The sequence below is a fragment of the Rheinheimera sp. genome (genome assembly GCF_036782235.1).
GTDB lineage: Bacteria > Pseudomonadota > Gammaproteobacteria > Enterobacterales > Alteromonadaceae > Pararheinheimera.
The window spans coordinates 159511-184256 of the sequence record NZ_DAIPZL010000001.1; the positions used below are offsets into that span (position 1 = coordinate 159511).

Annotated in this window: 20 protein-coding genes and 1 tRNA gene; 11 read left to right on the forward strand and 10 right to left on the reverse strand. The window is 49.4% G+C overall.

The annotated features are described in order from the left end of the window. Positions 1-18 precede the first annotated feature (18 nt). Entirely contained in the window at positions 19-912 is an 894-nt protein-coding gene (locus V7P87_RS00685) for a phosphoribulokinase (protein WP_333795707.1), read from the forward strand. Positions 913-983: 71 nt separating this feature from the next. On the opposite strand, the gene speD is transcribed toward V7P87_RS00685, so the two are convergent. From speD to tsaD, 9 genes are all read right to left on the reverse strand, one after another. Next, the gene (speD, locus tag V7P87_RS00690; protein ID WP_296300241.1) at positions 984-1802 is read right to left on the reverse strand and encodes an adenosylmethionine decarboxylase; all 819 of its coding nucleotides are present in this window, start codon (positions 1800-1802) and stop codon (positions 984-986) included. A gap of 59 nt (positions 1803-1861) precedes the next feature. Continuing rightward, positions 1862-2305: an OsmC family protein gene (locus tag V7P87_RS00695; protein ID WP_260655617.1), complete on the reverse strand. Its 444-nt coding sequence runs from the start codon at positions 2303-2305 to the stop codon at positions 1862-1864. A gap of 82 nt (positions 2306-2387) precedes the next feature. After that, the gene (locus tag V7P87_RS00700; RefSeq protein ID WP_260655616.1) at positions 2388-2738 is read right to left on the reverse strand and encodes a DUF3802 family protein; all 351 of its coding nucleotides are present in this window, start codon (positions 2736-2738) and stop codon (positions 2388-2390) included. A gap of 191 nt (positions 2739-2929) precedes the next feature. After that, on the reverse strand, positions 2930-4393 hold the full coding sequence (astD, locus tag V7P87_RS00705) for a succinylglutamate-semialdehyde dehydrogenase (protein ID WP_333795708.1): 1464 nt from the start codon (positions 4391-4393) through the stop codon (positions 2930-2932). Between the two features lie 27 nt (positions 4394-4420). Then, positions 4421-5437 carry an arginine N-succinyltransferase gene (gene astA, locus V7P87_RS00710; RefSeq protein ID WP_260655614.1) on the reverse strand — a complete coding sequence of 339 codons (1017 nt, stop codon included), beginning with the start codon at positions 5435-5437 and terminating at the stop codon, positions 4421-4423. Positions 5438-5631: 194 nt separating this feature from the next. Further along, on the reverse strand, positions 5632-6849 hold the full coding sequence (locus tag V7P87_RS00715; RefSeq protein WP_333795709.1) for an aspartate aminotransferase family protein: 1218 nt from the start codon (positions 6847-6849) through the stop codon (positions 5632-5634). Positions 6850-7158: 309 nt separating this feature from the next. After that, on the reverse strand, positions 7159-8277 hold the full coding sequence (locus V7P87_RS00720) for an HDOD domain-containing protein (RefSeq protein WP_333795710.1): 1119 nt from the start codon (positions 8275-8277) through the stop codon (positions 7159-7161). A gap of 74 nt (positions 8278-8351) precedes the next feature. Continuing rightward, positions 8352-8939, reverse strand: a complete 588-nt coding sequence (locus V7P87_RS00725; RefSeq protein ID WP_333795711.1) for an anthranilate synthase component II — start codon at positions 8937-8939, stop codon at positions 8352-8354. A gap of 27 nt (positions 8940-8966) precedes the next feature. Then, entirely contained in the window at positions 8967-9980 is a 1014-nt protein-coding gene (gene tsaD / locus V7P87_RS00730) for a tRNA (adenosine(37)-N6)-threonylcarbamoyltransferase complex transferase subunit TsaD (RefSeq protein WP_333795712.1), read from the reverse strand. Between the two features lie 184 nt (positions 9981-10164). Between tsaD and rpsU the strand changes: the two genes are divergently transcribed. From rpsU to V7P87_RS00760, 6 genes are all read left to right on the forward strand, one after another. After that, positions 10165-10380: a 30S ribosomal protein S21 gene (gene rpsU / locus V7P87_RS00735; protein ID WP_031567241.1), complete on the forward strand. Its 216-nt coding sequence runs from the start codon at positions 10165-10167 to the stop codon at positions 10378-10380. A 15-nt stretch (positions 10381-10395) separates the two neighbouring features. Further along, on the forward strand, positions 10396-10839 hold the full coding sequence (locus V7P87_RS00740; RefSeq protein ID WP_333795713.1) for a GatB/YqeY domain-containing protein: 444 nt from the start codon (positions 10396-10398) through the stop codon (positions 10837-10839). Positions 10840-10937: 98 nt separating this feature from the next. Further along, the gene (dnaG, locus tag V7P87_RS00745) at positions 10938-12665 is read left to right on the forward strand and encodes a DNA primase (RefSeq protein WP_333795714.1); all 1728 of its coding nucleotides are present in this window, start codon (positions 10938-10940) and stop codon (positions 12663-12665) included. 103 nt (positions 12666-12768) lie between these two features. Then, a complete protein-coding gene (gene rpoD, locus V7P87_RS00750; RefSeq protein ID WP_260655607.1) occupies positions 12769-14616 on the forward strand; it encodes an RNA polymerase sigma factor RpoD in 1848 nt (615 codons plus the stop codon). Between the two features lie 292 nt (positions 14617-14908). Further along, a tRNA-Ile gene (locus V7P87_RS00755) sits at positions 14909-14985 on the forward strand. A gap of 407 nt (positions 14986-15392) precedes the next feature. Then, positions 15393-17090, forward strand: a complete 1698-nt coding sequence (locus V7P87_RS00760) for an alkaline phosphatase D family protein (RefSeq protein ID WP_333795715.1) — start codon at positions 15393-15395, stop codon at positions 17088-17090. 374 nt (positions 17091-17464) lie between these two features. Here the strand turns inward: V7P87_RS00760 and V7P87_RS00765 are convergent, their stop codons facing one another. Further along, positions 17465-18454: a hypothetical protein gene (locus V7P87_RS00765; protein WP_333795716.1), complete on the reverse strand. Its 990-nt coding sequence runs from the start codon at positions 18452-18454 to the stop codon at positions 17465-17467. Positions 18455-18760: 306 nt separating this feature from the next. Between V7P87_RS00765 and V7P87_RS00770 the strand changes: the two genes are divergently transcribed. The 4 genes from V7P87_RS00770 (at position 18761) to V7P87_RS00785 (ending at position 24544) form a co-directional block, all read left to right on the forward strand. Further along, positions 18761-19972: an efflux RND transporter periplasmic adaptor subunit gene (locus V7P87_RS00770; protein ID WP_333795717.1), complete on the forward strand. Its 1212-nt coding sequence runs from the start codon at positions 18761-18763 to the stop codon at positions 19970-19972. After that, positions 19969-23148 (forward strand): efflux RND transporter permease subunit, encoded by a 3180-nt coding sequence (locus V7P87_RS00775; RefSeq protein WP_333795718.1) that lies wholly within the window; start codon positions 19969-19971, stop codon positions 23146-23148. The genes V7P87_RS00770 and V7P87_RS00775 overlap by 4 nt, the downstream gene beginning before the upstream one ends. A gap of 54 nt (positions 23149-23202) precedes the next feature. Further along, a complete protein-coding gene (locus V7P87_RS00780) occupies positions 23203-23814 on the forward strand; it encodes a TetR/AcrR family transcriptional regulator (RefSeq protein WP_333795719.1) in 612 nt (203 codons plus the stop codon). A 124-nt stretch (positions 23815-23938) separates the two neighbouring features. Further along, positions 23939-24544 (forward strand): 2OG-Fe(II) oxygenase, encoded by a 606-nt coding sequence (locus tag V7P87_RS00785; protein ID WP_333795720.1) that lies wholly within the window; start codon positions 23939-23941, stop codon positions 24542-24544. Positions 24545-24746 lie beyond the last annotated feature (202 nt).

The window sequence follows — 24746 nt, forward strand, 5'->3', positions numbered from 1 at the left end:
AAATGAGGCAGAGAAGTTATGTCAGAACGCAATCCTATTATTGCCGTCACAGGTTCCAGTGGCGCCGGCACCAGCACCACCACTAACTCTTTTTCGCATATATTCAGAAGCTTAGGCATTGATGCTGCCATGGTGGAAGGTGACTGTTTTCATAAATTCAGTCGCCCGGAAATGGACGTTGCCATTCGGAAAGCCAAAGAGCAAGGCAAATACATCAGCTATTTTGGCGCCGAAGCCAACGATTTTGGCGCGCTGGAAAACTGTTTTGCCAGTTATGCCGAACAGGGCATGGCCAAAGTAAGGCGTTATCTGCACACCTTTGACGAAGCCGTGCCTTATAACCAGTTGCCGGGCACTTTTACGCCCTGGCAGGATTTGCGCCCCGACACCGACTTATTGTTTTACGAAGGCCTGCATGGAGGTGTGGTTACTGAACAGCACAATGTGGCGCAGCATGTGGATTTACTGATAGGCATGGTGCCTATCGTCAATCTGGAATGGATCCAGAAAATTATCCGCGACACTTCAGAGCGTGGCCATTCGCGTGAAGCCGTGATGGCCAGCATAGTGCGTAGCATGGACGATTACATCAATCACATCACACCGCAGTTTTCACGCACTCATATTAACTTTCAGCGGGTGCCAACAGTGGACACCTCCAACCCCTTCAGTGCCAAAGATATTCCGTCTTTGGATGAAAGTTTTGTGGTGATCCGCTTTCGCGGCATTAAACATGTGGATTTCCCGTATTACCTGCAGATGATCAACGGCTCTTTTATGTCGAGGGTCAATACGCTGGTGGTGCCGGGTGGCAAAATGGGTTTGGCTATGGAGCTGATTTTAACGCCGCTGATAGAAGAGCTGATGCTTAAACGCCGTCAGGCCAGAGGCCAGGTGAACTGGCTGGAATAATGTTCTGGCCGAACAAGCATAAAAAAACCGCATGCAGCGGTTTTTTTATTGGCTAAGTATTTATCTGCACATCAGTTCATATCGGGCAGATTACGGCCGTAAAAAATTTCCCGCATTTCGCGTTTTACTTTTTTACTGATGTCTTTTTGCTCGTCACTGCTTAGCGAATCTATGCCTGCACCAAATAAATAATTATTTAAATCAAACTCTTTGAGCATCATTTTGGTGTGGAACAGGTTTTCCTGATACACATTCACATCCACCATCTGGAAGGCATTTTTGGTATTGGCATCCATAAAGTTCTGGATTGAATGAATAGGATGGTCGATATAGTGTTTAACGCCATTCACATCTCGGGTAAAACCCCGCACTCTGTAGTCGATGGTGACAATGTCAGATTCAAAACTGTGAATAAGATAATTCAAGGCTTTCAGTGGTGAAATCACACCACAGGTCGACACCTCAATATCAGCGCGGAAAGTACAGATGCCGCCGTGCGGGTGATGTTCCGGATAGGTGTGCACACAAATATGGCTTTTATCCAGATGCGCCACCACAGCTTCGGGCAACGGTCCTGGCTGCTCTGAGTTATCGCTTTTGGCGTTTTCCGGTTTATCAATCGGCTCTTCACACACCAGAATGGTGACACTGGCGCCCTGCGGATCATAATCCTGACGGGCTACATTCAGAATATTGGCACCAATAATGTCTACCACTTCACTGAGGATATCGGTCAGACGGTCGGCGTTATATTGCTCGTCAATATAAGAAATATATTCCTGCCTGTCCTGTTCGGTCGGGGCATAACAAATATCGTAAATGCTGAAACTTAAGCTTTTGGTTAAATTGTTAAAGCCATGCAGCTTCAATTTTTCAAAAGGTTTTACCACGGTATTCAATCTCCACTGCCGGTGTCGGGCATCAGCAGTATAGTGTATTCAAACTTATCTCAGCTTTGCGGCTGAACTTCAGAAGGGTGGACGCTGAACGAGTGAGTTACTTCCATCGCTTGTTGCAACATAATAGACACTGAGCAGTATTTTTCTGCTGACAGGTTTACGGCGCGCTCCACGTGTTTTTCGCTGACATCAAAACCTGTTACTTCAAAATGAAGGTGAATTTTACTAAATACCCGCGGAATAGTGTCAACCCGTTCGCCGGTCAGTACCACACGGCAGTTCGTCACTTGTTGTTTGGCTTTTTGCAAAATGCTAACCACATCCACCGATGAACAGGCGCCGGCCGACATTAACAACATTTCCATTGGGGTTGGCGCTACGCCAGAATCTTTATTGGAATCAAACACCACCGCATGGCCAGTACCGGAGCGGCCAATAAAATTACTGTCGCCAGCCCAGCTTACCGTTGCATGTAATTGATTATCGCCTGCCATTTTGTTGCTCCATTAAAAATCAGGCGGTTATTCTACAAAATGTGGGCAGCGCAAGCCAGCCAATGCGGCTCTATTTGCCGGATTAATCCATCAGGTGGGCAATAGCGTTGTCAAACAGGTTTTTAATCAACAAAGCAACTTCGTTAATTAATTCAATTTGCTCTTCGGTGGCGGGACGGTTTAACACAGACGCAAGCACTTCCTGGAAGTCATACATAATTCCGTCTACTTCACGGATAATCTGGCTGCGGTGAATGGTTTCAAGCTCGGTATGCTGAGTGCAAAGCTGGATGATCTGCTCGGCAATACGCTCTTCAATAATAACACCCAAAGTTTTGCCATCAGAGGTGGCTGTGCCAGCTTTTTCAAACAAGGCTAAGTGTTCAGTTAAAAACTGGATCAGATGTTCATAACCGGGTTTATCTGTGACCATGCGATTAACCAAAAAAGCGAAGTAGTGAAAGAGTAGTCAAATCTGCCACAGAACGCGAAGCAGCGTAAAGCACTGAGCAAAAATATTTTTATTAAAAGCGTCGTTGCACGACGCTGGCAAAAAACTGAAACTTCAATTAAAAAAACAGGGGCATCAAAGTGCCCCTGATTTGGATGGCTCAAGCGCCCTGGTTAAAACTGCAAACCAGGTGATAACTGCGCCGGCATTTCCAGACGGTTCAGCTCCACTGACGCCACAGGGTAAGCACAATAATCAGCGGCATAATAAGCGCTGGCTCTGTGATTACCACTGCCACCTATACCACCAAAAGGAGCGGCCGAGCTGGCGCCGGTGATAGGCCGGTTCCAGTTGACAATACCAGCTCGGATCCGGCGGAAAAATCGCTGGTACAGCGCTTCATCATCCGACAACAACCCTGCTGATAAACCAAAACTGGTGTGATTGGCCTGACGAATGGCGTCGTCAAAATCACTGAATCTGAATACCTTCAGCAGTGGCCCAAAATGCTCTTCATCCGGCAAAGCCGCTGTATTGCTACATTCGACAATACCTGGCGTTAATAAGCCTGTGCCTTGCGCCAATAACCGCATCGGCAATAACACCTGAGCCCCCAGTTCCACCAGCTGTTTTTCCACTGCCAGCATACCAAGCGCCACTTTATTGGAAATCATAGAGCCAATAAAAGGTTGATCCTCAGCATCATACAAGCCCACTTTCAGCTTGCTGGTCACGTCCAGCAAACGCGCCAGAATGGCGTCGCCTTGTGCGCCTTGTGGCAAGTACAAACGGCGGGCACAGGTACAACGCTGACCGGCAGAAATAAAAGCCGATTGAATAATATCGTGCACTGCAGCATCAATATCGGCCACTTTAGTGACAATAAGCGGGTTATTACCGCCCATTTCCAGCGCCAGAATTTTATCCGGCCGCCCTGAGAACTGCTGATGTAAATAGTGACCGGTGCGGGAGCTGCCGGTAAAAAACAAACCATCCAGCTCAGAGTGCGCCGCCACGGCTTTACCAGTGGCTACTTCACCTTGCACTAAATTCAGCACACCGGCAGGTAAACCCGCTTCCTGCCATAACTTCACCGTGGCTTCTGCTACTTTTGGGGTCATTTCACTGGGCTTAAACACCACAGTGTTACCGGCCAGCAAAGCCGGCACTATATGACCATTGGGTAAATGGCCAGGGAAGTTATAAGGACCAAACACCGCCACCACACCATGAGGTTTATGCCGGATAAAAGCCCGGCCCTGTGGCATTGGGTTTTCTTTTTCGCCGGTGCGCTCCTGATAAGCACGAATCGAAATATCAATTTTGCCAATCATGGCGGCCACTTCAGTGCGGGTTTCCCACAAAGGTTTACCTGTTTCTTCAGCAATGGTCAGCGCCAACGCTTCTTTGTGTTCATTGAGCTTCTGCGCAAAATTTTTCACCACGTCAGAGCGCGCGCTAAAAGATAAATCGGCCCAGGCTTCAAAAGCAGCACGCGCCGCCTGAAAAGCAGCGTCTACCTGAACTTCGCTTGCAGCCTGGCCTTGCCAAATCTGCTGATTTTTCGCAGGGTCTGTTGATACAAAAAGCTGGCCCTGACCCTGCTGCCACTGACCATTAATAAAATGAGTTGTCATGCTGAAAATTCCAATTGTTGCTTGCGCTTATAACCGTGCTAACCGCACCCAGTCGCCATCCTGCACCTGTAAACCCGCGGCAATATCCAGCGGCAGATTCACTTCGTCACTGCTTTCACTGACATGTAAATGCGCCCAACCGGCACGGAAATTCATCCGGTCGGTATTACAAATCAGATAAGGCTGACCACCGCTGACATCTTTGACCCGCACCTGTAACCGGCGGCTGTTGCGCGCTGTGCGGATATGCTCAAGCTTGGCTTCCACTGTCGGGCCGGCATCAAAAATATCGACATAACCTGTGGTGGAAAAACCTTCAGAGTGCAGCAAGGCTAACGCCGGTTTGGTTTTTTCATGCACCTGACCAATCACCGCCTGGGCTTCTTTACTGAGTAAACTGACGTAAATCGGGTATTTGGGCATCAATTCAGCAATAAATACTTTTTGCCCTATGCCGGTCAGGTAGTCTGCAGTTGGAAAATCCACCGAAAAAAAGTGCTCTTCCAGCCATTGCCAGAACGGTGAATTGCCTTTTTCATCAGAAACGCCGCGCATTTCGGCGATCACCCGGTCGGCAAAACGCTCACGAAATTCCGCCATAAACAAAAAGCGGAACCTGGATAATAACTTACCATTATGTTTTAACCTGCGGTTTTCCCGAAGGAATAGGGTGCAAAGTTCAGTGGCACCTGTGTAGTCGTTACACAAAGTCAGAATATCAACTGTGTTGTACACCCCCAGCGCCCTTGAGGTATGCACCACTTTGCCCAGGTGATAATGATAAAACGCATCATCCAGACCAACAGCGGCTTCTATGGCACTGGTACCACAAATATGGCCGGTGTCTGTGTCTTCCAGCACAAACAAATAACCTTCGTCACCGGGTTTTTGGATCTCTTTGGCAAAAGAGGCTTCAGAGCGGTTAATTTTGCGCTGCAACAATTCGTCGTTGACCGGCAAAGAGGTAAAACCGTGGCCGGACTCGACTGCCATCTCGTAGAGAGCAGGATAATCAGCAGCGCGGATTGGGCGAATAATCATCATCGTCGCTTACTCCAATTGGGTGGCAGGTGCTTCAGTCCTGCCATTTTTTTGCTTTATTTATGCTGTGCCGCCTGTATTGGCTTATTGTCACAGCTACTCATTTGACCCGCCTCAGCCGGCCGGGTTCGCTCAGACTGCCGGCGCAGTGCTGCACAGGCAATCCGGGCGGCGCTGCCATAGCAGCGCTTTGATGCTTAACCCTGTACGACCTTGGCTACAGCACGCTCAAACCGCGCCATACCTTCGATAATGTCAGCATCCGGGATCACCAGGCTGGGGGCAAAACGCACCACGTCGTAACCTGCCATCAGCACAAACAAACCCTGATCGGCACTGGCCAGCAAAAAGTCGCGCGAGCGGCCTTTAAATTTTTCATTCAGCGCTGCCCCCAACAACATGCCCTGACCCCGCACTTCAGTAAACACATCATATTTGGCATTAATACGCGAAAGTTCAGAGCGGAACAACGCTTCTTTAGCCAGCACATCCGCCAGCACCTTGGGGGTATTGATGGTATCCAGCGCAGCTTCGGCCACAGCACAGGCCAAAGGGTTACCGCCGTAAGTAGAACCATGGGTACCTACTTTTAAATGTGCGGCAATAGCAGTGGTGGTCAGCATAGCGCCAATCGGAAAACCACCGCCCAGGGATTTGGCGCTGGTCAGAATGTCCGGAGTGACACCATATTGCATATAAGCGTATAAATGACCGGTACGGCCCACGCCGGTTTGTACTTCATCAAAAATCAGCAGCGCTTTGTGTTTATCACAAAGCTCACGCACACCTTTAATAAACTCCGCCGTTGCCGGAATAATACCGCCTTCACCCTGAATAGGTTCCAGGATAACAGCGCAGGTATTGTCAGAAATCAGCGCTTTTAAACTGTCCAGATTGTTATATTCGGCATGATAAACCGCACCTGGTTTAGGGCCAAAACCGTCAGAATAAGCCGCCTGACCGCCCACTGTCACCGTGAAAAAAGTACGGCCGTGGAAACTTTTGCCAAATGAAATAATGTCTTGTTTTTGCTCGCCGAAGTTATCCAAAGCCCAGCGGCGCGCCAGTTTTAATGCACCTTCGTTGGCTTCAGCACCTGAGTTGGCAAAATACACTTTTTCGGCAAAAGTGCTGTCAACCAGTTTTTTTGCCAGACGCAGCGCTGGCTCGTTGGTCATCACGTTACTTAAATGCCAGAGTTTATTGGCCTGAGTGGTCAGTGCATTCACCAAAGCCGGGTGACAATGGCCTAAACAGTTCACTGCGATACCACCGGCAAAATCAACATACTCTTTGTCCTGTTGATCCCAGACCCTTGAACCCTGACCACGCACCGGAATTAAATTGGCTGGTGCATAATTGGGTACCATAACTTCGTCGAATAAAGCACGGGTCACTGCAAATGTTTCAGACATCATCTTCTCCTGGGATAAGGTTGAACCGGGCCTGCAAGCCGCGGCACAGTCACAGCACAGGCTGGATCAGCCGCTGTTTTTTTGTTCAGATTGACAATTATTATTACAGAATAACATTTGAAAGTCTTGAATGAAAAAGCGCAAAACCCAAGAAAATCAAGGGCTGCAGATAGATTTGCAGTTCGGGTGAATAACTAAGCAGAGTGATAATGCAACTGGCTGCGGCAGCCTTGTTAGCATGCAACAGCCAAGCTGGGGTGCTCCCAAAGCTCTTGCTGTTGCATGAATATGGCAAAAAAAATTCGTTTTTTATTCGAGGCTGACTTTATCCAACCTGGTATTTTGCAAAATTTCCAGGTATTCGGGCCTTAGTTGCACCTGCTGGCGCCACAATAAATCTTCGGCTTCTGATAACTGGCGGTGACGTTTCAGCCACTGGGCCTGCGCAAAATAATCGGCCTGCTGCACCAGTTTGGCTAAAGGTCCGGCGCCCTGAAAACCAACACCTTCAGCCAGCTGGTCTAAAGTCTGCCCCAGCGGCATCCGTTTTAACTGCCACTTCGACACTAAATCGGCGCTGATAAACGCAGAAAACTCAGCAAAACAACTGGTCAAGAAACTGGCATCGGCATTCAGGCTGTCCAGTGCGTTGGTCAGCTCAGTGTCGCGGGCATCCCTGGCTTTGAGTAGTGCATCCTGTTTCACCTGCGCATAAGTGCGCAGATAAGTACGGGTGACCACCAGATACCCCAGGCTCTGGAATAAACCGGTGCAAAAGGCGACAAAAGCGTTGTCGCCACTTTCTTCGGCTAAACGTTTTGCCGCCATCGCCACCGCCATGCTGTATTCCCAGATATTGGTTTTAAAGCGGGTAAAAGGGTCGGTGGAATGTGGTAAACAACGTTTAAACGCAAACAGCGGAATAATTTGTTTCAGGCTTTCAATGCCAAACATACCTAACGCCACTTTCAGCTCTTTGACAAAAGAAGTGGCAACTTTTTTGCGGTATTGCGGCTGATTGGCCAGTTTCAGTAAATCTTCTTTGAGCCAATCCACAGGATTGATCAAAGCTTCAAGCTGGCTCAGTGTCACAGCTTTAGCGCTCAGCGCATCCAGCACCGCAGGAAAACCATCGGCCAGGTTAAACACTGTATTAGACACAGTTTCAAATTTACTGAGTTTTAAGAACAGCTCTTCAGCCACCTGATCATGCAAATGGGCCTGGGTAAATTCCAGAAACTGTTGTTTAGCCACAACACCGGCCTGGCGGTTTTGCATGGCTTGTTGTTCAACAGCCAATAAAGTTCTTTTATCTGAGGCGGCAGCAGCTTGCTGCGAAGAACGTTTAACGCCGATCCGGGCTTGATCCGGACTGACTTCAAGGATGCAATCAAAAAAACGCTGTTGTAACACTACTGCAATCGACATGCTGTTTTAGCTTTCCCTCATTTAATAGCAGGTCAGTGTGCAATTACGCCTAAACACTGTCAACCAAGAGTCGTTTAACGGCGTGTTATTGCCAGAAAATTCGCCAAAAGTTGATGCCCCTGCTCGGTTAAAATCGCTTCTGGGTGAAACTGCACCGAATGCAGCGGCAAAGTACGGTGCATCATACCCATCACTTCATCAATACTGCCATCGGCCTGTTCAGTCCAGGCCGTCAGCACAAACTCATCCGATAAAGTGTCGGCGGCAACCACCAAAGAGTGATAACGGGTGACACTCAAGGGGTTGTTTAATCCCTGAAACATCGACAAGTTGTTGTGTTTAATCAAAGAGTTTTTACCGTGCATCACCTGACGGGCCCGAACTACCTGAGCGCCAAAAGCCTGAGCTATCGCCTGATGGCCCAAACAAACCCCTAAAATGGGTATCTCCCCGGCAAAACGCCGGATGGTCTCCAGTGAAATTCCGGCTTCATTCGGGGTGCAGGGACCAGGAGAAATCACCAGATAATCAGGAGCCAATGCAGCTATATCTGCCAGCGAAATTTCGTCATTACGCCGCACCACAACATCCTGCCCAAGCTCAGCAAAATACTGCACCAGGTTGTAGGTAAAAGAGTCGTAATTGTCGATCATCAATAACATCAGATAACCCTTCTGTGCCCTGCAGTATTAAAGCGGTGGCAGCTGCGTCATAGGCCAGCGCGGTGTGACGCCTATGGTTAAATCCTGATGCTGTCCAGCCATCAGACGCTGATAACCGGCGTAAGCAATCATGGCACCATTGTCGGTGCAGAATTCTTTTCGCGGATAATACACTTCACCTTTAAGACTTTTTAACAGCTGCTCCAGCTGTTCACGCAGTGACTGATTGGCACTGACGCCACCTGCCACCACCAGTCGTTTCAGCCCCGTTTCCTGCAGTGCCCGCCGGCATTTAAACACCAGGGTATCTACCACAGCCTGCTGAAAAGAAGCGGCAATATCAGCCTGCACCTGCGGGCTATTGCCCTCACTGGCAATCACATGAGCGGCTGCTGTTTTTAAACCACTAAAGCTAAAATCAAGGCCAGGTCTGTCGGTCATAGGGCGCGGAAATTTGTATTTTTTGTTGTTTCCCTGCAGCGCCAGTTTTGCCAGTAAGGGTCCACCCGGATAATCCAGCCCCATTAATTTGGCTGTTTTATCAAAAGCTTCGCCAGCGGCATCATCAACCGACTCGCCCAGTAACTCGTATAAACCAATGCCATCCACTTTCACCAACTGGGTATGGCCACCGGACACTAACAGCGCAATAAAAGGAAAGGCCGGCGCATTGGCTTCCAGCATAGGGGCCAATAAGTGCCCTTCCATATGATGCACCGCCAGCGCAGGTTTGCCCCAGGCAAAAGCCAGACTGCGGCCAATAGCGGCGCCAACCAATAAAGCGCCGGCAAGGCCAGGGCCGGCTGTATAAGCAACCGCATCTATGCTATCTGCTGTGCAGTTTGCTTCAGCCAGCGCCTGCTGGATCAGCGGCAAAGTTTTGCGGATATGATCACGTGACGCCAGCTCAGGCACCACACCACCATATTGGGCATGTAATGCAATCTGACTATACAACACATGGCTTAATAAGCCCTGTTTGCCGTCATAAACCGCAATAGCCGTCTCGTCACAGGAAGTTTCAATCCCAAGAACCCGCATTTTTTTGCCCCATTACTGACCTCGAAGCCGCGGATTGTAACGGGATCTGGGCAACAGAGCCAGCAAAGCATATATTTGCTTTACTTTGGGTCAGGCTTTTGAGTAAAATGCCGCACCAAATTTAAACGTATTGGTTAGCCGCTGACCAGAACGCGGTATCCAGATTAACCGAGGTGAGATTTTAATGCCTGTAGTGAAAGTAAAAGAAAACGAACCATTTGACGTTGCTTTACGTCGTTTCAAACGTTCTTGCGAAAAAGCTGGTGTATTAGCTGACGTACGCGCCAAAGAATTTTTCGAGAAGCCAACGTGGGTTCGTAAACGTAAGAAAGCTGCTGCTGTTAAGCGCCACATGAAAAAGCTTTCTCGCGAAAACGCACGTCGCATCAAGCTTTACTAAGATCGGATTCCTCAGATGGCTCTGTTAGAGCAACTTCAGGAAGCACAAAAAGACGCAATGCGTGCCAAAGACAAATTGCGTCTGAATACCATCCGTATGGCACTGGCTGAAGTTAAACAACGCCAGATCGACCTGCAAATGGTACCTGATGATGCCAACGTTCTTGCAGTTCTGACTAAAATGTCAAAACAACGCAAAGAGTCAGCAAGTCAATATGCCGCCGGTGGCAGAGCAGACCTCGCTGAAACAGAGCTGGCTGAAATTGCGATTATTGAGCAGTTTTTACCGCAAGCCTTAACTCAGGCTGAGCTGAATAATTTACTGACGCAGGCAGTGGCCGCGACAGGAGCCAGCTCAATGCAAGACATGGCCAAAGTGATGGCATGGCTAAAACCACAGGTTCAGGGTCGCACCGATATGGGCGCTTTGAGCAGTCTGGTGAAAAGCAAGCTAAGCTAACCGCCTGAAACAACGGTAACCGCTGTTAAACTGCACACCGTGCCTCGCGCACGGTTTGTCTTTTTCTGAAATGAGCATTTTGTAGCAAAAGGAAAAAGGTGGCAGGACAAATCCCAAGGCCCTTTATCGACGATTTGCTGGCAAGAACCGACATCGTTGAATTAATAGATTTACGGGTGCCGTTAAAAAAAGCCGGTAAAAACCATACCGCTTGTTGCCCTTTCCATAACGAAAAATCACCTTCTTTTACTGTGAGTGCCGAAAAACAGTTTTATCACTGTTTTGGTTGTGGTGCGCACGGCAATGCCATCAGCTTTATGATGGCCTTTGAACAGCTCGAATTTGTAGAAGCTATTGAAGAGCTTGCCAAAATACATCATCTGGAAGTGCCGCGTGAAGCTGGCTCTAAAGGCAAAACCTATGTTCAGGGCAGCGCTGACGATTACAGCCAGATGCAAAAAGCTGCACATATTTATCAACAACAGCTGAATTTGCACCCTCAGGCTGCAGCTTATGTTGCCAAAAGGGGGTTGTCGGCAGCCACCATTCATAAATATGGGATTGGTTATGCGCCGGACAGCTGGGATTTATTATTAAAACAACTGGGGCAAGGTAAAAATAACCGCGACCAGCTGTTTGAATTAAAACTGACCAACCGTAATGAAAATGGCCGCGAATACGACTTTTTCCGCGACCGTATTATGTTCCCTATCCGCGATAAACGCGGCCGGGTGATTGGTTTTGGCGGCCGGGTGCTGGGTGACGGCACCCCTAAATATCTGAACTCACCGGAAACCCGGCTTTTTCACAAAGGCCGTGAACTTTACGGTTTGTATGAAGCCAGACAGCAGCAAGACCGTCTTGAGCAGTTGCTGGTGGTGGAAGGTTATATGGATGTGGTGGCGCTTTCTGAACACGGCATCCAGTTTGCGGTGGCTTGCCTTGGCACGGCCACTACTTCTGAACATATGCAAACCATGTTCAGATTCTGCAGCAAAGTGATTTGTTGTTATGACGGCGACAGAGCTGGCCGTGATGCCGCCTGGCGTGCATTACAAAGTGCACTGCCCAATTTAAAAGACGGCGTTGAACTGAATTTTGTATTTTTACCCGACGGCGAAGACCCGGACACTTTAGTACAAAAAGAAGGCAAAGATGCCTTTTTAGCCCGACTTGGTGATGCCATGTCATTGGGGAACTACCTGTTTGAGCATTTATTACAGGAGCTCGATGTGAACAGTGATGCCGGTAAATCGGCACTCTGGGCCAAAGCCAATGACATGATTGCGCTGATTCCAAGTGAGTTTTACCGTGACAGCCTGCTGGAACGCTTAGCCAATCTGGTGGGGCGAAAACGCACAGAACAACAAATCACTGCCGGCAAAAACCGTAAAGCAGCAGTAGTGGTGCAAAAAACCAAAATTACACCAATGCGCCGTGCTATTGCGTTGTTATTACAGTATCCGGCTTTAGCCCAAGTAATGCCGGTGGCGCCTGAACTGGCGCAGGCAAATTTGCCAGGTATGCCGCTGCTGATGGCGATCCAGCAACTGTTATTGGAAAAACCCCAGTTAACCACAGCCCAGCTGCTGGAATACTGGCGTGAGTTACCTGAGTACAACATTCTGAGCAAACTGGCACTTTGGGACCATCAGGTTGCCGAGGAACAGCTAACCCAGGAGTTTTTAGATACGTTTCGTTCAATCGAAGATCAATATTTGCAACAGCGCCTTGAATCCTTACAACGCAAGGACCAATTAAGCAAATTAACGGTGGCCGAGAAGCACGAATACGTGATGCTGTTAAAAGCATTTAAGAGCAAATAACTGCGGATAAGCGCGCTTCGCTGGCTAGAAAAGCCGCGCTTTGTTATAATCGTTTATTCGCATTTTTGAAATTTAACTATATTTGGGTGGAAGAACAGCCTCTATGGAGCATAATCCTCAGTCGCAATTAAAACTCCTTATCTTAAAAGGTAAAGAGCAAGGTTATTTAACTTTTGCCGAAGTAAACGATCACCTTCCACAAGATATCATCGACTCAGATCAGATCGAAGATATCATCCGCATGATTAACGACATGGGCATTCAGGTGTTTGAAACTGCACCAGATGCCGACGATTTAATTATGTCTGATGCTGCGCCGGATGAAGACGCCGCGGAAGAAGCTGCACAAGCACTGGTTAGCGTCGACAAAGAACTGGGCCGCACTACAGATCCGGTCCGGATGTATATGCGCGAAATGGGCACAGTTGAACTGCTGACCCGTGAAGGCGAAATTGACATCGCTAAGCGTATCGAAGAAGGCATTAACCAGGTTCAGACTTCTGTGGCTGAATACCCGGAAGCCATTACTTACCTGCTGGAACAGTGGGATAAATTTGAAGCTGAAGAAATTCGTTTAAGTGACATCGTTTCTGCTTTTGTTGATCCAAACGAAGTAGACGACATGGCACCAACGGCCACTCATATCGGTTCTGACGTGCCGGAAGAAGAGCTGGCTGACGAAGACGCCGATTTATCCGGTGACGACGAAGAAGAAGACGGCGACGACGAAGCCGACACTGGTCCGGATCCGGAACTGGCTAAAATTAAGTTTGCTGAACTGCGCACTCAGTACGAAGTCACACGCAATTCAATCACACAAAATGGTCGTGAACACGCAACCACCAAAGCAGAAATTGAAAAACTGTCTGAAGTTTTCCGTTGTTTCCGTTTAGTGCCAAAACAATTTGACCGGCTGGTCAAAAACATGCGTGAAATGATGGACCGCGTGCGCGTCCAGGAACGTATTGTGATGAAGCACTGTGTTGAATACGCCAAAATGCCGAAGAAAAACTTCTTAAAGGCATTTACCGGCAACGAAAACAGCAGCGCCTGGATTGACGCCGAAATTGCCGGCAACAAACCTTATTCGGCCAAACTGGCTGATATGCGCGAAGAGCTGGTGCGTTCAACCGACAAATTACGCAAAATTGAAGAAGAAACTGGCCTGTCCATTTTCAAAATCAAAGATATTAACCGCCGTATGTCGATTGGCGAAGCCAAAGCCCGCCGTGCGAAAAAAGAGATGGTGGAAGCCAACTTACGTCTGGTTATTTCTATTGCGAAAAAATACACCAACCGCGGTTTGCAATTCCTTGATTTAATTCAGGAAGGCAACATCGGCTTGATGAAAGCTGTAGATAAATTTGAATACCGTCGTGGTTATAAGTTCTCTACTTATGCCACCTGGTGGATCCGTCAGGCCATCACCCGTTCAATCGCCGACCAGGCGCGCACCATCCGTATTCCGGTGCATATGATTGAAACCATCAACAAACTGAACCGTATTTCGCGGCAGATGTTGCAGGAAATGGGTCGTGAACCTTCGCCGGAAGAATTATCTGAGCGTATGGGCATGCCGGAAGATAAGATCCGTAAGGTGCTGAAAATCGCCAAAGAGCCAATTTCGATGGAAACCCCAATTGGTGACGACGAAGATTCGCATCTGGGCGATTTTATCGAAGACAGTGGGTCAGAATCACCACTGGATTCAGCCACCATGGAAAGCTTAAAAGCAGCGACCAACGAAGTGCTGGCAGGCCTGACCGCCCGTGAAGCCAAGGTACTGCGTATGCGTTTTGGTATCGATATGAATACCGACCATACACTGGAAGAAGTGGGTAAACAATTTGATGTAACGCGCGAGCGGATCCGTCAGATTGAAGCTAAAGCGCTGCGTAAACTGCGCCACCCTTCCCGTTCAGAAGTATTAAAGAGCTTCCTGGACGAATAGACCTAGGCTTATCAGCCTTTTGTGGTGATAACTCATTACAAACATCATAAAAAGCGCCTTGCGGCGCTTTTTTATTTGGGGCTGACTACCATAAAAAAACGCGCGCTAACGCTACACTTGCCAGCTCTCTATCGGCTGTCGGCCCGCAGCTGATTTGATGACCAAAAGCGAAGACGTTTAAAAAACAAGCAATTGAAATACAAAAGCCCAGATCAGCAAGTGACAACAACCACAAATCTTCTTATACTGCCTGCGTTTTATTGCAGGCGCATTCGTCGCTGCACAAAGACACGGCCCTATAGCTCAGTTGGTTAGAGCATCCGACTCATAATCGGCAGGTCCCTGGTTCAAGTCCAGGTGGGGCCACCATTTTCAGACCCTCTTGTATCATCCCTGATAGCTTCCTCGCTTAAACTGACATGTTCTTTTAAGAGCAGCCTTACCACAGCGTCCGCTATCAACAACTGCTTTGCTATCACCTCAGCTGGTTTTCACCAATCCCCCCAATTTTTTCTGGTACTGGCATCTGGCTTACCTGCTTTGTCATAAAAAAAGCAATCAAATATCACAATTCAGACATTTAACTTTAACAAAACCATCTTAAGTTCTGTGCGCCGGCTGCTGCACAGCATGTATTGCAGATCCACCACTTTTAACCACAAATCACTGCAATATTGCGAATAAATCAGGCTTTATCTGTAGTAGCACGGCCCACAAAGTCACAGTAGTCACCAAAGTGTGCTGCTGGCCAACACCTTATCACTAAGAGCAATAATATGACCCGACTGAACCGCCGTGATTTTTTAAAAATGTCTGCTGTATTAACAGGCTCAGCCTGGCTGACCACCGTCAGTGGTTGCCTTGGCAGCAATGACAGCCTGCCGGACAATGCCACCACTATCCGTTTTGACCATGGTGTTGCCAGTGGTGACCCTTTGCAGGACAGAGTGGTCCTCTGGACCAGAGCCACGCCGGCACAACCTGTCAGCACTGTGGCTTTATTGCTGGAAATAGCGACAGACCGTGATTTTACCCAGGATCTGCAGCGCATCCGGGTCGATGCCAGTCAGCAGGCGGATTATTGCTGTAAAGTCGATGTCACAGGACTGCTGCCGGGCAAAAGTTATTATTACCGTTTTGCCGATCGGCAAAGCCGCTCTGCCATAGGCCACACCAAAACCCTGCCAAGCGGCAGTCCGGAAAAAATACAACTGGGCGTTGTCAGCTGCAGTAACTATCCGGCCGGATATTTTCATGTATATCAGGAACTTGCTAAGCGTACCGAGCTGGATGCCGTGTTGCATCTTGGCGATTACATTTACGAATATGCCACTGATGGTTATGCCGGTGAAGATGCAGTAAAACTGGGCCGTACTTTAGCGGATGATAACAATACTGAAATTATCAGCTTAACCGACTACCGCCGCCGTTATGCACGCTACCGCACAGATCCGGCGCTGCAAAAAGCCCATCAGCAACACGCATTTTTGCTGGTGTGGGACGACCATGAGGTCTGTAACGATGCCTGGCAAAGTGGTGCTGAAAACCACCAGAGCAGCGAAGGCAGCTATCAGGATCGCAAACTGGCTGCCTTACAGGCCTATTTTGAATGGATGCCAATACGACCCAAAGTAGACGCCGGCAAAGCCTTGTACCGTCATTTCCGCTTTGGTGATTTGGCCAGTATTTATATGCTGGATACCCGGCTGGAAGCACGCAGTCAGCCGCTGGACTATGCCAATTATTTTAGTGCCGGCGGTTTTGACAGCAACAGATTTGCCCAGGATTTAATGACACCAGGCCGTGCGCTGCTGGGTGCCAGCCAAATGCAGTGGTTACAGGCGGAAATGCTCAGTGCAGATACCAAATGGCAGCTGTTGGGGCAACAGGTGTTGATGGCCAGAATGACCTTACCTGCTGAGTTGATTGCAGGTCTTGCAAATCCGGGCCCGGCGCTGCTGACACAAATGGCTGATTTGGCAAAGCTCAAAGCGCGTGAACAACAGAACGACCCAAGCCTGACCCCGGCTGAGCTGGCCAGGTTAAAACAACCACAACTACCGTACAACCTGGATGCCTGGGATGGGTACCCTGCAGAGCGTGAACAACTCTATGCTACTGTGCAAGCCATGAAAAAGCAGCTGATTGTGTTGGCGGGCGACACCCACAATGCCTGGATGTCAGAGCTGACCGATATGCGCGGTAAAAAAGTAGGGGTTGAATATGCCACAGCATCGGTGTCATCACCGGGGCTTGAGTCTTATTTAAAACTGAACGAGACCCAAAGCAAACAATTTGCCCAGATGCTGCCGATGCTGATTTCTGAATTAAAACAATGTGATGTGCACCGCCGTGGTTTTATGCAACTGGCTATCAGCAAAACACAGGTAGAGTGTCACTGGCATTTTGTCAGCAGTATCAAACAAAAAGACTATCAACTCGAAGCAGGTTTTAACCACAGCTATGCGGTTTAACCCTTCCAGCTGCCGGGCAATCTATGATTGCCCGGTTTTATCCCCTCCATCATGGCGGTATCACAGCACCATAATCCCTGATAAAAGCTCATAGCCTGCCACAGCCAAATCAACAGCAAAAACAGCAGTAGCGACTTCACCAGCCGGCCTGTTTAGCAGGCAAAAAAAAGCTCCATTTCAGGAGCTTAAACAAAGGAACATCATCCAGGACAAACATAAAGTGGCACAGCGCACTGTACTTGTCCTTATTCTGCGGATTGATGCTGACATTTTTATGGCTTTTTGATGACAAATTTAAGACGTGCCCTATCAAGGGCCTTACAGCCAACAGCCAACAGCCACACAGTGAAGAACTATGATGACAGTTAAGGTGGTTATTCGCTTTGTGCTGGTAACATAGCTGCCGGCCCAGTTACTTCAGCATGCTTCACATCAGGCTTAGTCATCTTCGCCGGTGCTACTGCCGACTGCGGCGGCTGATACCATAAACTGCGGTCTGATAACGGTGTTTCAGGCGGCAATAACGGATTTTTCAGCTCGATGATACGACGCTGCTCCAACCTGGCTTTTTGAATGGCCGCACCATAACGCTGTGAAAACAACTGATCAAACTGACCGTTTTTGCGCAAAATATGCAGACCACGCTCAAGATCAGCGGCCAGCTGCAATTCGGTTTTATTCAGAAAAAAGTACACAGCGGAAGGGTAACGGATCACCAGATCTGGCTCGACCACAAAACCTTGCCTGTTGTGTTGTTGTTCATGCTCAATTTCAATAACAGAACGCGGAAAGGCATTGCCTCTATGTCGCGCCAACATATCAAACAGCTGCTGCGGGTGCGGCGCTGTCAGCACCTTTAACTGATTAAAACGCAAAATTTCAGTGTCGGGCCAGTCGTAGCCCTGCAAAAAACTCAGCCGCTTCAGCCCTTTTAAACTATGAACACCTTCGGCGATATCAGCCTGATCAGCAGCCAATAACAACAAACGCCAGCCATTCAGACCTTTATCCAGCGGGATCCGAACCGGCAACAACCGTTTCTCCCGATCCACTGATGTCATACTCCAGTACACATCAACATTGCCAAGCTCAATTTCTTTCAGCACCCTGCCCTGCACCATATCGAGGTTGGCGGGTTTTAGCTGATAATTGCCACCGCTGGCTTTAAGCGCTGCCTGCAGCAGTTTAAAAGGATACATCTGAGCTGTTTGTTCGGCGCTCAGTAAAGGGCTGCCGTAGATGACAGTCCGGGCCTGGTTTTTTGCCGAAGCCGCTGTATTGGGTTGCTGCGCCGCACCAGCCGGAATGGTCAACAAGGCACAGCAAAATGCCAACAGACCAGAAAAAATGCCCAGAATATTCATCCGTATTGATTGTTCCCAAGGCAAAGCAGCAGCCGATAACTCACTATAACAAAGTCGCTGGCCACGCCCAAAAATTTCCGCACCAAAGCACTGAGTTACAACTTTTGAATTCTGACAGAATAAATCTGTGTTTTTATTAGATTTTCATAAAGAAAAACTGCTTGTGGTCACTACGGATTAATTCACCACACTGCGCTGATACACGACCAACTACCGGCCAAGTCCGGTCAATGGTCAGTCACAGGCTTGCGTTTTAGTTACACCAAACTATAGAATGATCGTTCATTCTATGTTTGGAGATCCTGCATGAAACGCCTGTTTGCCTTAGCCAGCGGCCTGCCTGCCCCGGTTTTATTGTCTGCCGCCCTGCTGCTAAGCGCCTGCCAGCCGGCATCACAACAAGCTACGCCTGCCGCTCAGGCAGCCGTTGAAGTGGCAGTGCTCACACTGCAGCCTGAGGCCGTTACCTTAAATACCGAATTACCGGGGCGAGTCCATGCCTTTTCACAAGCACAAATCCGTCCTCAGGTTGGCGGTATCATTTTGTCGCGTAACTTTACCGAAGGTGGTGAAGTCAAAGCCGGTGATACTTTGTATCAGATTGACCCGGCCCCTTATCAAAGCAGTCTCAACAGCGCCAAAGCGCAGCTGGCCAAGGCCGAAGCCAACCTGATGCAGGCCAGTGCCAAAGCCAGCCGTTTTAAAGACTTACGCAAAAACAAACTGGTCAGTCAGCAAGATACTGATGAAGTGATTGCACTTGAACAGCAAGCGGCAGCCGATGTGCTGGCCGCCAAAGCCAGTGTTGAACAAGCCAGTTTGCAGCTGACGTATAGCAAGGTGCTGGCACCTATCAGCGGCCGTATTGGCAAATCGACTGTCACAGCCGGTGCGCTGGTGAACTCTGGCCAGACTGAGGCGCTGGCCAATATTACGGCGCTGGATCCTGTTTATATTGAAATTACCCAATCGAGCAAAGAGCTGCTGCAACTCAAACAAGCGCTGGCTGCGGGTCAGCTTAATGCTGCCGGCACTGAAGTGAGTTTAAAGCTGGAAGATGGCAACTTATATCCGCATCGGGGCCAGTTACAGTTTGCAGAAGTCAGTGTTGATGAAAGCACGGGCTCTGTGGTACTGCGCGCCCAATTTACCAACCCCAATCAGCTGTTGTTACCGGGCATGTATGTGCGCGCCACCCTCAATAGCGGCATTAAAACAGCGGCTATTCTGGCACCTCAACGGGCGGTCAGCCGCAACGCCAAAGGTGAGGCCACAGCCCTGGTAGTGAATAACGAGGGCAAAGCTGAACTCAGAGTATTAACAACCAGCCGTACCATCGGCGATAAATGGTTGATTGACGAAGGTTTAGCCGCTGGTGACAGGCTGATCGTTGAAGGACTACAAAAAGTACGGCCAGGTTCGCCGGTAAAAGCCGTGCCTTTTAACCCTGCGCCAGCTGTTGCAGAACCTGGAACCAAAGCAGCCGGTACTGGCAGCAACAACGGAGCCAGCTTATGAGCCGCTTTTTTATCGACAGGCCCATTTTTGCCTGGGTCATTGCCATCGTCATTATGCTGGCCGGTGTGCTCGCCATTAAAGCGCTGCCGATAGCGCAATACCCTTCCATTGCACCGCCAGCCATCAGCATTACTGCCAGCTACCCTGGCGCTTCGGCCAAAACGCTGGAAGACAGTGTGACTCAGGTCATTGAGCAAAAAATGAAAGGTCTGGATGGCTTGTTGTATATGTCATCGACCAGTGAATCCAGTGGCACCGCCACTTTAACCCTGACCTTTAGCGCCGACACCAACCCGGACATTGCCCAGGTGCAGGTGCAGAATAAACTGGCGCTGGCCACACCGTTATTGCCACAAGAAGTACAGCGTCAGGGCGTGCAGGTGGCAAAATCTGCCCGCAACTTCCTGCTGGTGATGGGTTTTGTGTCAGAAGATGGCAGCATGAACAACATCGATATTGGTGACTATGTCTCAGCCAATGTGCAGGACATTATCGCCAGGGTGGAAGGTGTCGGTGAAGTGCAGATGTTTGGCACCCAATATGCCATGCGCATCTGGTTAGATCCGGCCAAACTTGCCAATTACAAACTGAACCCATCTGATATCAACACTGCTATTTTGGCGCAAAATGCCCAGGTATCAGCCGGTCAGCTCGGTGGTTTACCGGCAGCAGCAGGCCAGCAGCTGAATGCTTCTATGACAGCACAAAGCCGGCTGCAAAGCACAGAGCAGTTTGGCAATATTTTGCTGCGCATTAATGCCGATGGTTCAGCGGTGAAACTGTCAGATGTGGCCCGTATTGAACTGGGTGGTGAAACTTATGAAGTGTCAGCCCGTTATAACGGTAAACCGGCCATTGGTTTGGGTGTAAAACTCGCCAGTGGTGCCAATGCACTGGATACCGCCGATGGTGTAAAAGAAGCCATCGCCAATATGCAGCCCTATTTTCCGGCCGGTTTACAGGCGGTGGTGCCTTTTGATACCACGCCTTTTGTCAAAATCTCTATTGAAAAAGTAGTGCACACCTTAATTGAAGCCGTCGTGCTGGTGTTTTTAGTGATGTATCTGTTTTTACAGAACTTTCGCGCTACGTTAATTCCTACTATTGCGGTGCCTGTGGTATTGCTCGGCACCTTTGCCGTGTTATCGGTGTTTGGTTATTCCATTAATACCCTGACGATGTTTGCCATGGTGCTGGCGATAGGTTTGCTGGTCGATGACGCTATTGTCGTGGTGGAAAACGTCGAACGGGTGATGACCGAAGAAGGTTTATCGGCCCGCGATGCCACCCGTAAATCGATGGATGAAATAACCGGCGCTCTGGTGGGTATTGCGCTGGTGTTGTCGGCAGTTTTTGTGCCTATGGCGTTTTTTGGTGGTTCTACCGGTGTGATTTACCGCCAGTTTTCTATCACGCTGGTGTCGGCTATGGCACTGTCGGTGTTGGTGGCTTTAGTGTTAACACCGGCACTTTGCGCCACTATGCTTAAACCGTCCGGCCATAGCGGCGGCGGTATGCTGGGTCAGTTTTTCTCCGGGTTTAACCGTGGTTTTGATGCCACCAACAACAAAACCCAGTCGATTGCCCGACGCATGATCACCCAGCCCAAACGCTATTTATTGCTGTACGGTCTGATTGTCGGTGGCATGGTGCTGCTGATGTTACGTTTACCTTCGGCCTTTTTACCGGACGAAGACCAGGGTATTTTATTTAACCAGATTGTGCTACCGGCAGGTGCCACCAGTGAACGTACACTGGAAGTGGTGAAGCAAGTGGAACAACACTTTTTGGTGGAGCAAAAAGAAGCGGTGAAGTCGGTGTTTTCGGTCAGTGGTTTTAGTTTTGCCGGCCGTGGTCAGAACGCCGCCATTGGTTTTGTCAATTTAAAACATTGGGACGAGCGCCAGCGGCCTGACCTCACCGTCAAAGCCGTCAGCAGCAAAGCCATGGGTGCTTTTAGCCAAATCAAAGACGCTATGGTGTTTGCTTTTGCGCCGCCAGCCGTGGTTGAGCTTGGCACCGCCAATGGTTTTAACCTGCACCTGCAAGACAGAGCCAACTTAGGCCACGAAGGTTTATTGGCCGCCCGTAACCAGTTATTGGGCATGGCCGCACAGGAGAAACGCCTGATGGCCGTGCGGCCTAATGGTCAGGAAGACACCCCAGAGCTGAAACTTGATATAAACCTCGCCAAAGCCGGTGCCTTAGGCGTCAGTCAGACCGATATTAACCAGACCATCCAAACCGGCTGGGGTGCAAGTTATGTCAATGATTTTATTGACAAAGGTCGGGTGAAAAAGGTGTTTGTGCAAGGCGATGCCAAAGCCCGGATGGTGCCGGAAGATGTAGCCAAGTGGTATGTGCGTAACAGCACGGGCGAGATGGTGCCTTTTACCGCTTTTGCCAGCGCACACTGGAGTTATGGCTCGCCACGGCTTGAGCGTTATAACGGCATGCCATCGATGGAAATTCAGGGCATGGCAGGCCCGGGATTTAGTACAGGGGAAGCCATGTTGGCAATGGAAGAGTTAATAGCCAAACTGCCGCCAGGTGTTGGTTTTGAATGGACAGGCATGTCGTATCAGGAACGGATGACCGGCGACCAGGCACCTATGCTCTATGCACTCAGTTTACTGGTGGTGTTTTTGAGTCTGGCCGCTTTATATGAAAGCTGGTCCATCCCCGCTGCCGTGATGGCCGTGGTGCCGCTGGGTATTTTTGGTGCTTTGCTGGCCTCAACGCTGCTGAAACTGTCCAACGATATTTATTTCCAGGTGGGTTTATTAACGACTATGGGTTTGGCCGCCAAAAACGCTATTTTAATTGTTGAGTTTGCCAAAGGTGCTTTACAACAAGGCATGTCTTTAAGTGACGCCGCTATTGCTGCTGTGCGCTTGCGGCTTAGACCTATTTTAATGACGTCTTTTGCTTTTATTTTTGGCGTACTGCCGCTGGCAACAGCGTCCAGCGCAGGCTCAGGTGCCCAAAATGCGCTCGGCAGCAGCGTCATTGGCGGTATGTTGGCCTCCGCCATTCTGGCGGTGCTTTTTGTGCCGCTGTTTTATGTGTTGATTGGCAGAGTGTTCCCGCAGCTTCCTTCAACTGAAAGGACAACCGAAGAGGCAGCGGACGAAACAGCTGTAAAAACACTGGCGCAAACCCCAAACAAAGCCTGATAATCCCGGCAACTTACAACGGCAGCCCCAGCTGCCGTTTGTTTTGGAGTGCTTATGAATACTAAAACAAAAAAACATCAGGATCCGGCCCAGGCCGAAGCCAGGAGGCAACAAGTACTGACGGCAGCCGCCGATTGTTTCCGCCGCCGTGGTTACCATGGCGCCGGTATGGCGGAAATTTCCAAAACCGCGGGCATGAGCCCGGGCCATATTTACAATTATTTTGTGAATAAAGAAGCCATTATCGAAGCCATAGTGGCGCAGAACATGGCTGAGATGTTTTCAATGTTAAGCGCTTTTGCCCAGCTGGAGGGTGATTTGCTGGATGCTTTGGTGGATGGCGCCGACCATGGCGTGGAGAAAAACCTCAATCCCGCCTATTCAGCTTTGCAGCTGGAAATGTTATCGGAAGCTGCACGTAACGACAAAGTCGCAGCTTTGTTGCGTCATGCCGACCAAAGCGCACGGGCACAAATTAAAGCGCTGCTGACCGGGCCTGAAGGCACGTTGCGCAGCCTGCCCGATCATGAAGTAGAAGCCCGGCTGGAGTTGTTATCCTCGGTGTTTAACGGTTTATTGGTGCGGGCAGTGCTCAACCCGCAGCTGTCGCGCCACGAGCTGCTGCTGGCTCTCAAACCCTGGCTTCGGCACTTATTGTCGGCCTGAAATCTCTGGTTAGCTGCTGAGTCACACTGCTACCTCCGAAGACTGCTTGACAGCGCCGGGGCAACTTTGTAAAACGCCGCTTGAATTTGTTCCCTGTTTGCAGTTTGTCTGTATGGAGTCTCTGATGAGCACAGCAGTGTTTGACTGGCCAACCCGCCAGGACTGGATAAGCGACATCATGCCGGATTTTTACCAGCATGGGCTGGCGATATTGCCACAGGCTATTCCGGCTCAGTTATGCCAGGCGCTGCTGGAAGAGGTTTCTAAGCGGCAGGATTTAACCGCAGCAGGAGTTGGCAGAGCCGGAGCTCTTCAACAAAACACCGAAATACGCCGCGACCAGACCGCCTGGCTCGATGGCAGCACCGATGCACAACAACAATATCTGGCGCTGATGCAGGCACTGCAAACTCAAATGAACCGGCAGTGTTTTTTAGGCCTGACCCACCACGAATGTCATTTTGCCCGTTACCAGATTGGCGACTTTTACCAAACCCATCTGGACGCTTTTCGTGGCCGATCCAACAGAGTGCTGACCACAGTACTGTATTTAAACTCTGTGGCCGAAGGCGGCGAGCTGGTGATTTATGATGAAAACAACACCGAACTGCAGCGGGTATTGCCACAAGCCGGTTTATTGGTGATGTTTGAAAGCGAAAGATTCCCGCATCAGGTGTTACCGGCCAAAGCTTTGCGTTACAGCATTGCCGGCTGGTTTCGTAAGGATTAACTCACTAAAAACTTTGCCGGAAACAGGCAGCACTCTTGGCTTCAGTGTCAGCCTTAGCTCTCCTTAGCCATCACAGCACAAAACCTTGTTACATTCTGATACAGCCCAATTGTGGTAAAAACTTGCCCTGTTTAACAATTGACCGTTAAGCTGGCTGCACATCAACCAGCAGCCTTTGCCATTTGTGGCGCGCTGCGGCACA

Coding starts and splice junctions, on each gene's coding strand:
- rpsU (WP_031567241.1), top strand. CDS start 10,165: ATGCCTGTAGTGAAAGTAAAAGAAAACGAACCATTTGACGTTGCTTTA.
- V7P87_RS00775 (WP_333795718.1), top strand. CDS start 19,969: ATGAGCCGCTTTTTTATCGACAGGCCCATTTTTGCCTGGGTCATTGCC.
- astD (WP_333795708.1), bottom strand. CDS start 4,393: ATGACAACTCATTTTATTAATGGTCAGTGGCAGCAGGGTCAGGGCCAG.
- V7P87_RS00720 (WP_333795710.1), bottom strand. CDS start 8,277: ATGTCGATTGCAGTAGTGTTACAACAGCGTTTTTTTGATTGCATCCTT.
- V7P87_RS00725 (WP_333795711.1), bottom strand. CDS start 8,939: ATGTTATTGATGATCGACAATTACGACTCTTTTACCTACAACCTGGTG.
- V7P87_RS00695 (WP_260655617.1), bottom strand. CDS start 2,305: ATGGCAGGCGATAATCAATTACATGCAACGGTAAGCTGGGCTGGCGAC.
- V7P87_RS00740 (WP_333795713.1), top strand. CDS start 10,396: ATGGCTCTGTTAGAGCAACTTCAGGAAGCACAAAAAGACGCAATGCGT.
- V7P87_RS00685 (WP_333795707.1), top strand. CDS start 19: ATGTCAGAACGCAATCCTATTATTGCCGTCACAGGTTCCAGTGGCGCC.
- astA (WP_260655614.1), bottom strand. CDS start 5,437: ATGATGATTATTCGCCCAATCCGCGCTGCTGATTATCCTGCTCTCTAC.
- V7P87_RS00770 (WP_333795717.1), top strand. CDS start 18,761: ATGAAACGCCTGTTTGCCTTAGCCAGCGGCCTGCCTGCCCCGGTTTTA.
- V7P87_RS00700 (WP_260655616.1), bottom strand. CDS start 2,738: ATGGTCACAGATAAACCCGGTTATGAACATCTGATCCAGTTTTTAACT.
- rpoD (WP_260655607.1), top strand. CDS start 12,769: ATGGAGCATAATCCTCAGTCGCAATTAAAACTCCTTATCTTAAAAGGT.
- V7P87_RS00780 (WP_333795719.1), top strand. CDS start 23,203: ATGAATACTAAAACAAAAAAACATCAGGATCCGGCCCAGGCCGAAGCC.
- V7P87_RS00715 (WP_333795709.1), bottom strand. CDS start 6,849: ATGTCTGAAACATTTGCAGTGACCCGTGCTTTATTCGACGAAGTTATG.
- tsaD (WP_333795712.1), bottom strand. CDS start 9,980: ATGCGGGTTCTTGGGATTGAAACTTCCTGTGACGAGACGGCTATTGCG.
- V7P87_RS00765 (WP_333795716.1), bottom strand. CDS start 18,454: ATGAATATTCTGGGCATTTTTTCTGGTCTGTTGGCATTTTGCTGTGCC.
- V7P87_RS00760 (WP_333795715.1), top strand. CDS start 15,393: ATGACCCGACTGAACCGCCGTGATTTTTTAAAAATGTCTGCTGTATTA.
- V7P87_RS00785 (WP_333795720.1), top strand. CDS start 23,939: ATGAGCACAGCAGTGTTTGACTGGCCAACCCGCCAGGACTGGATAAGC.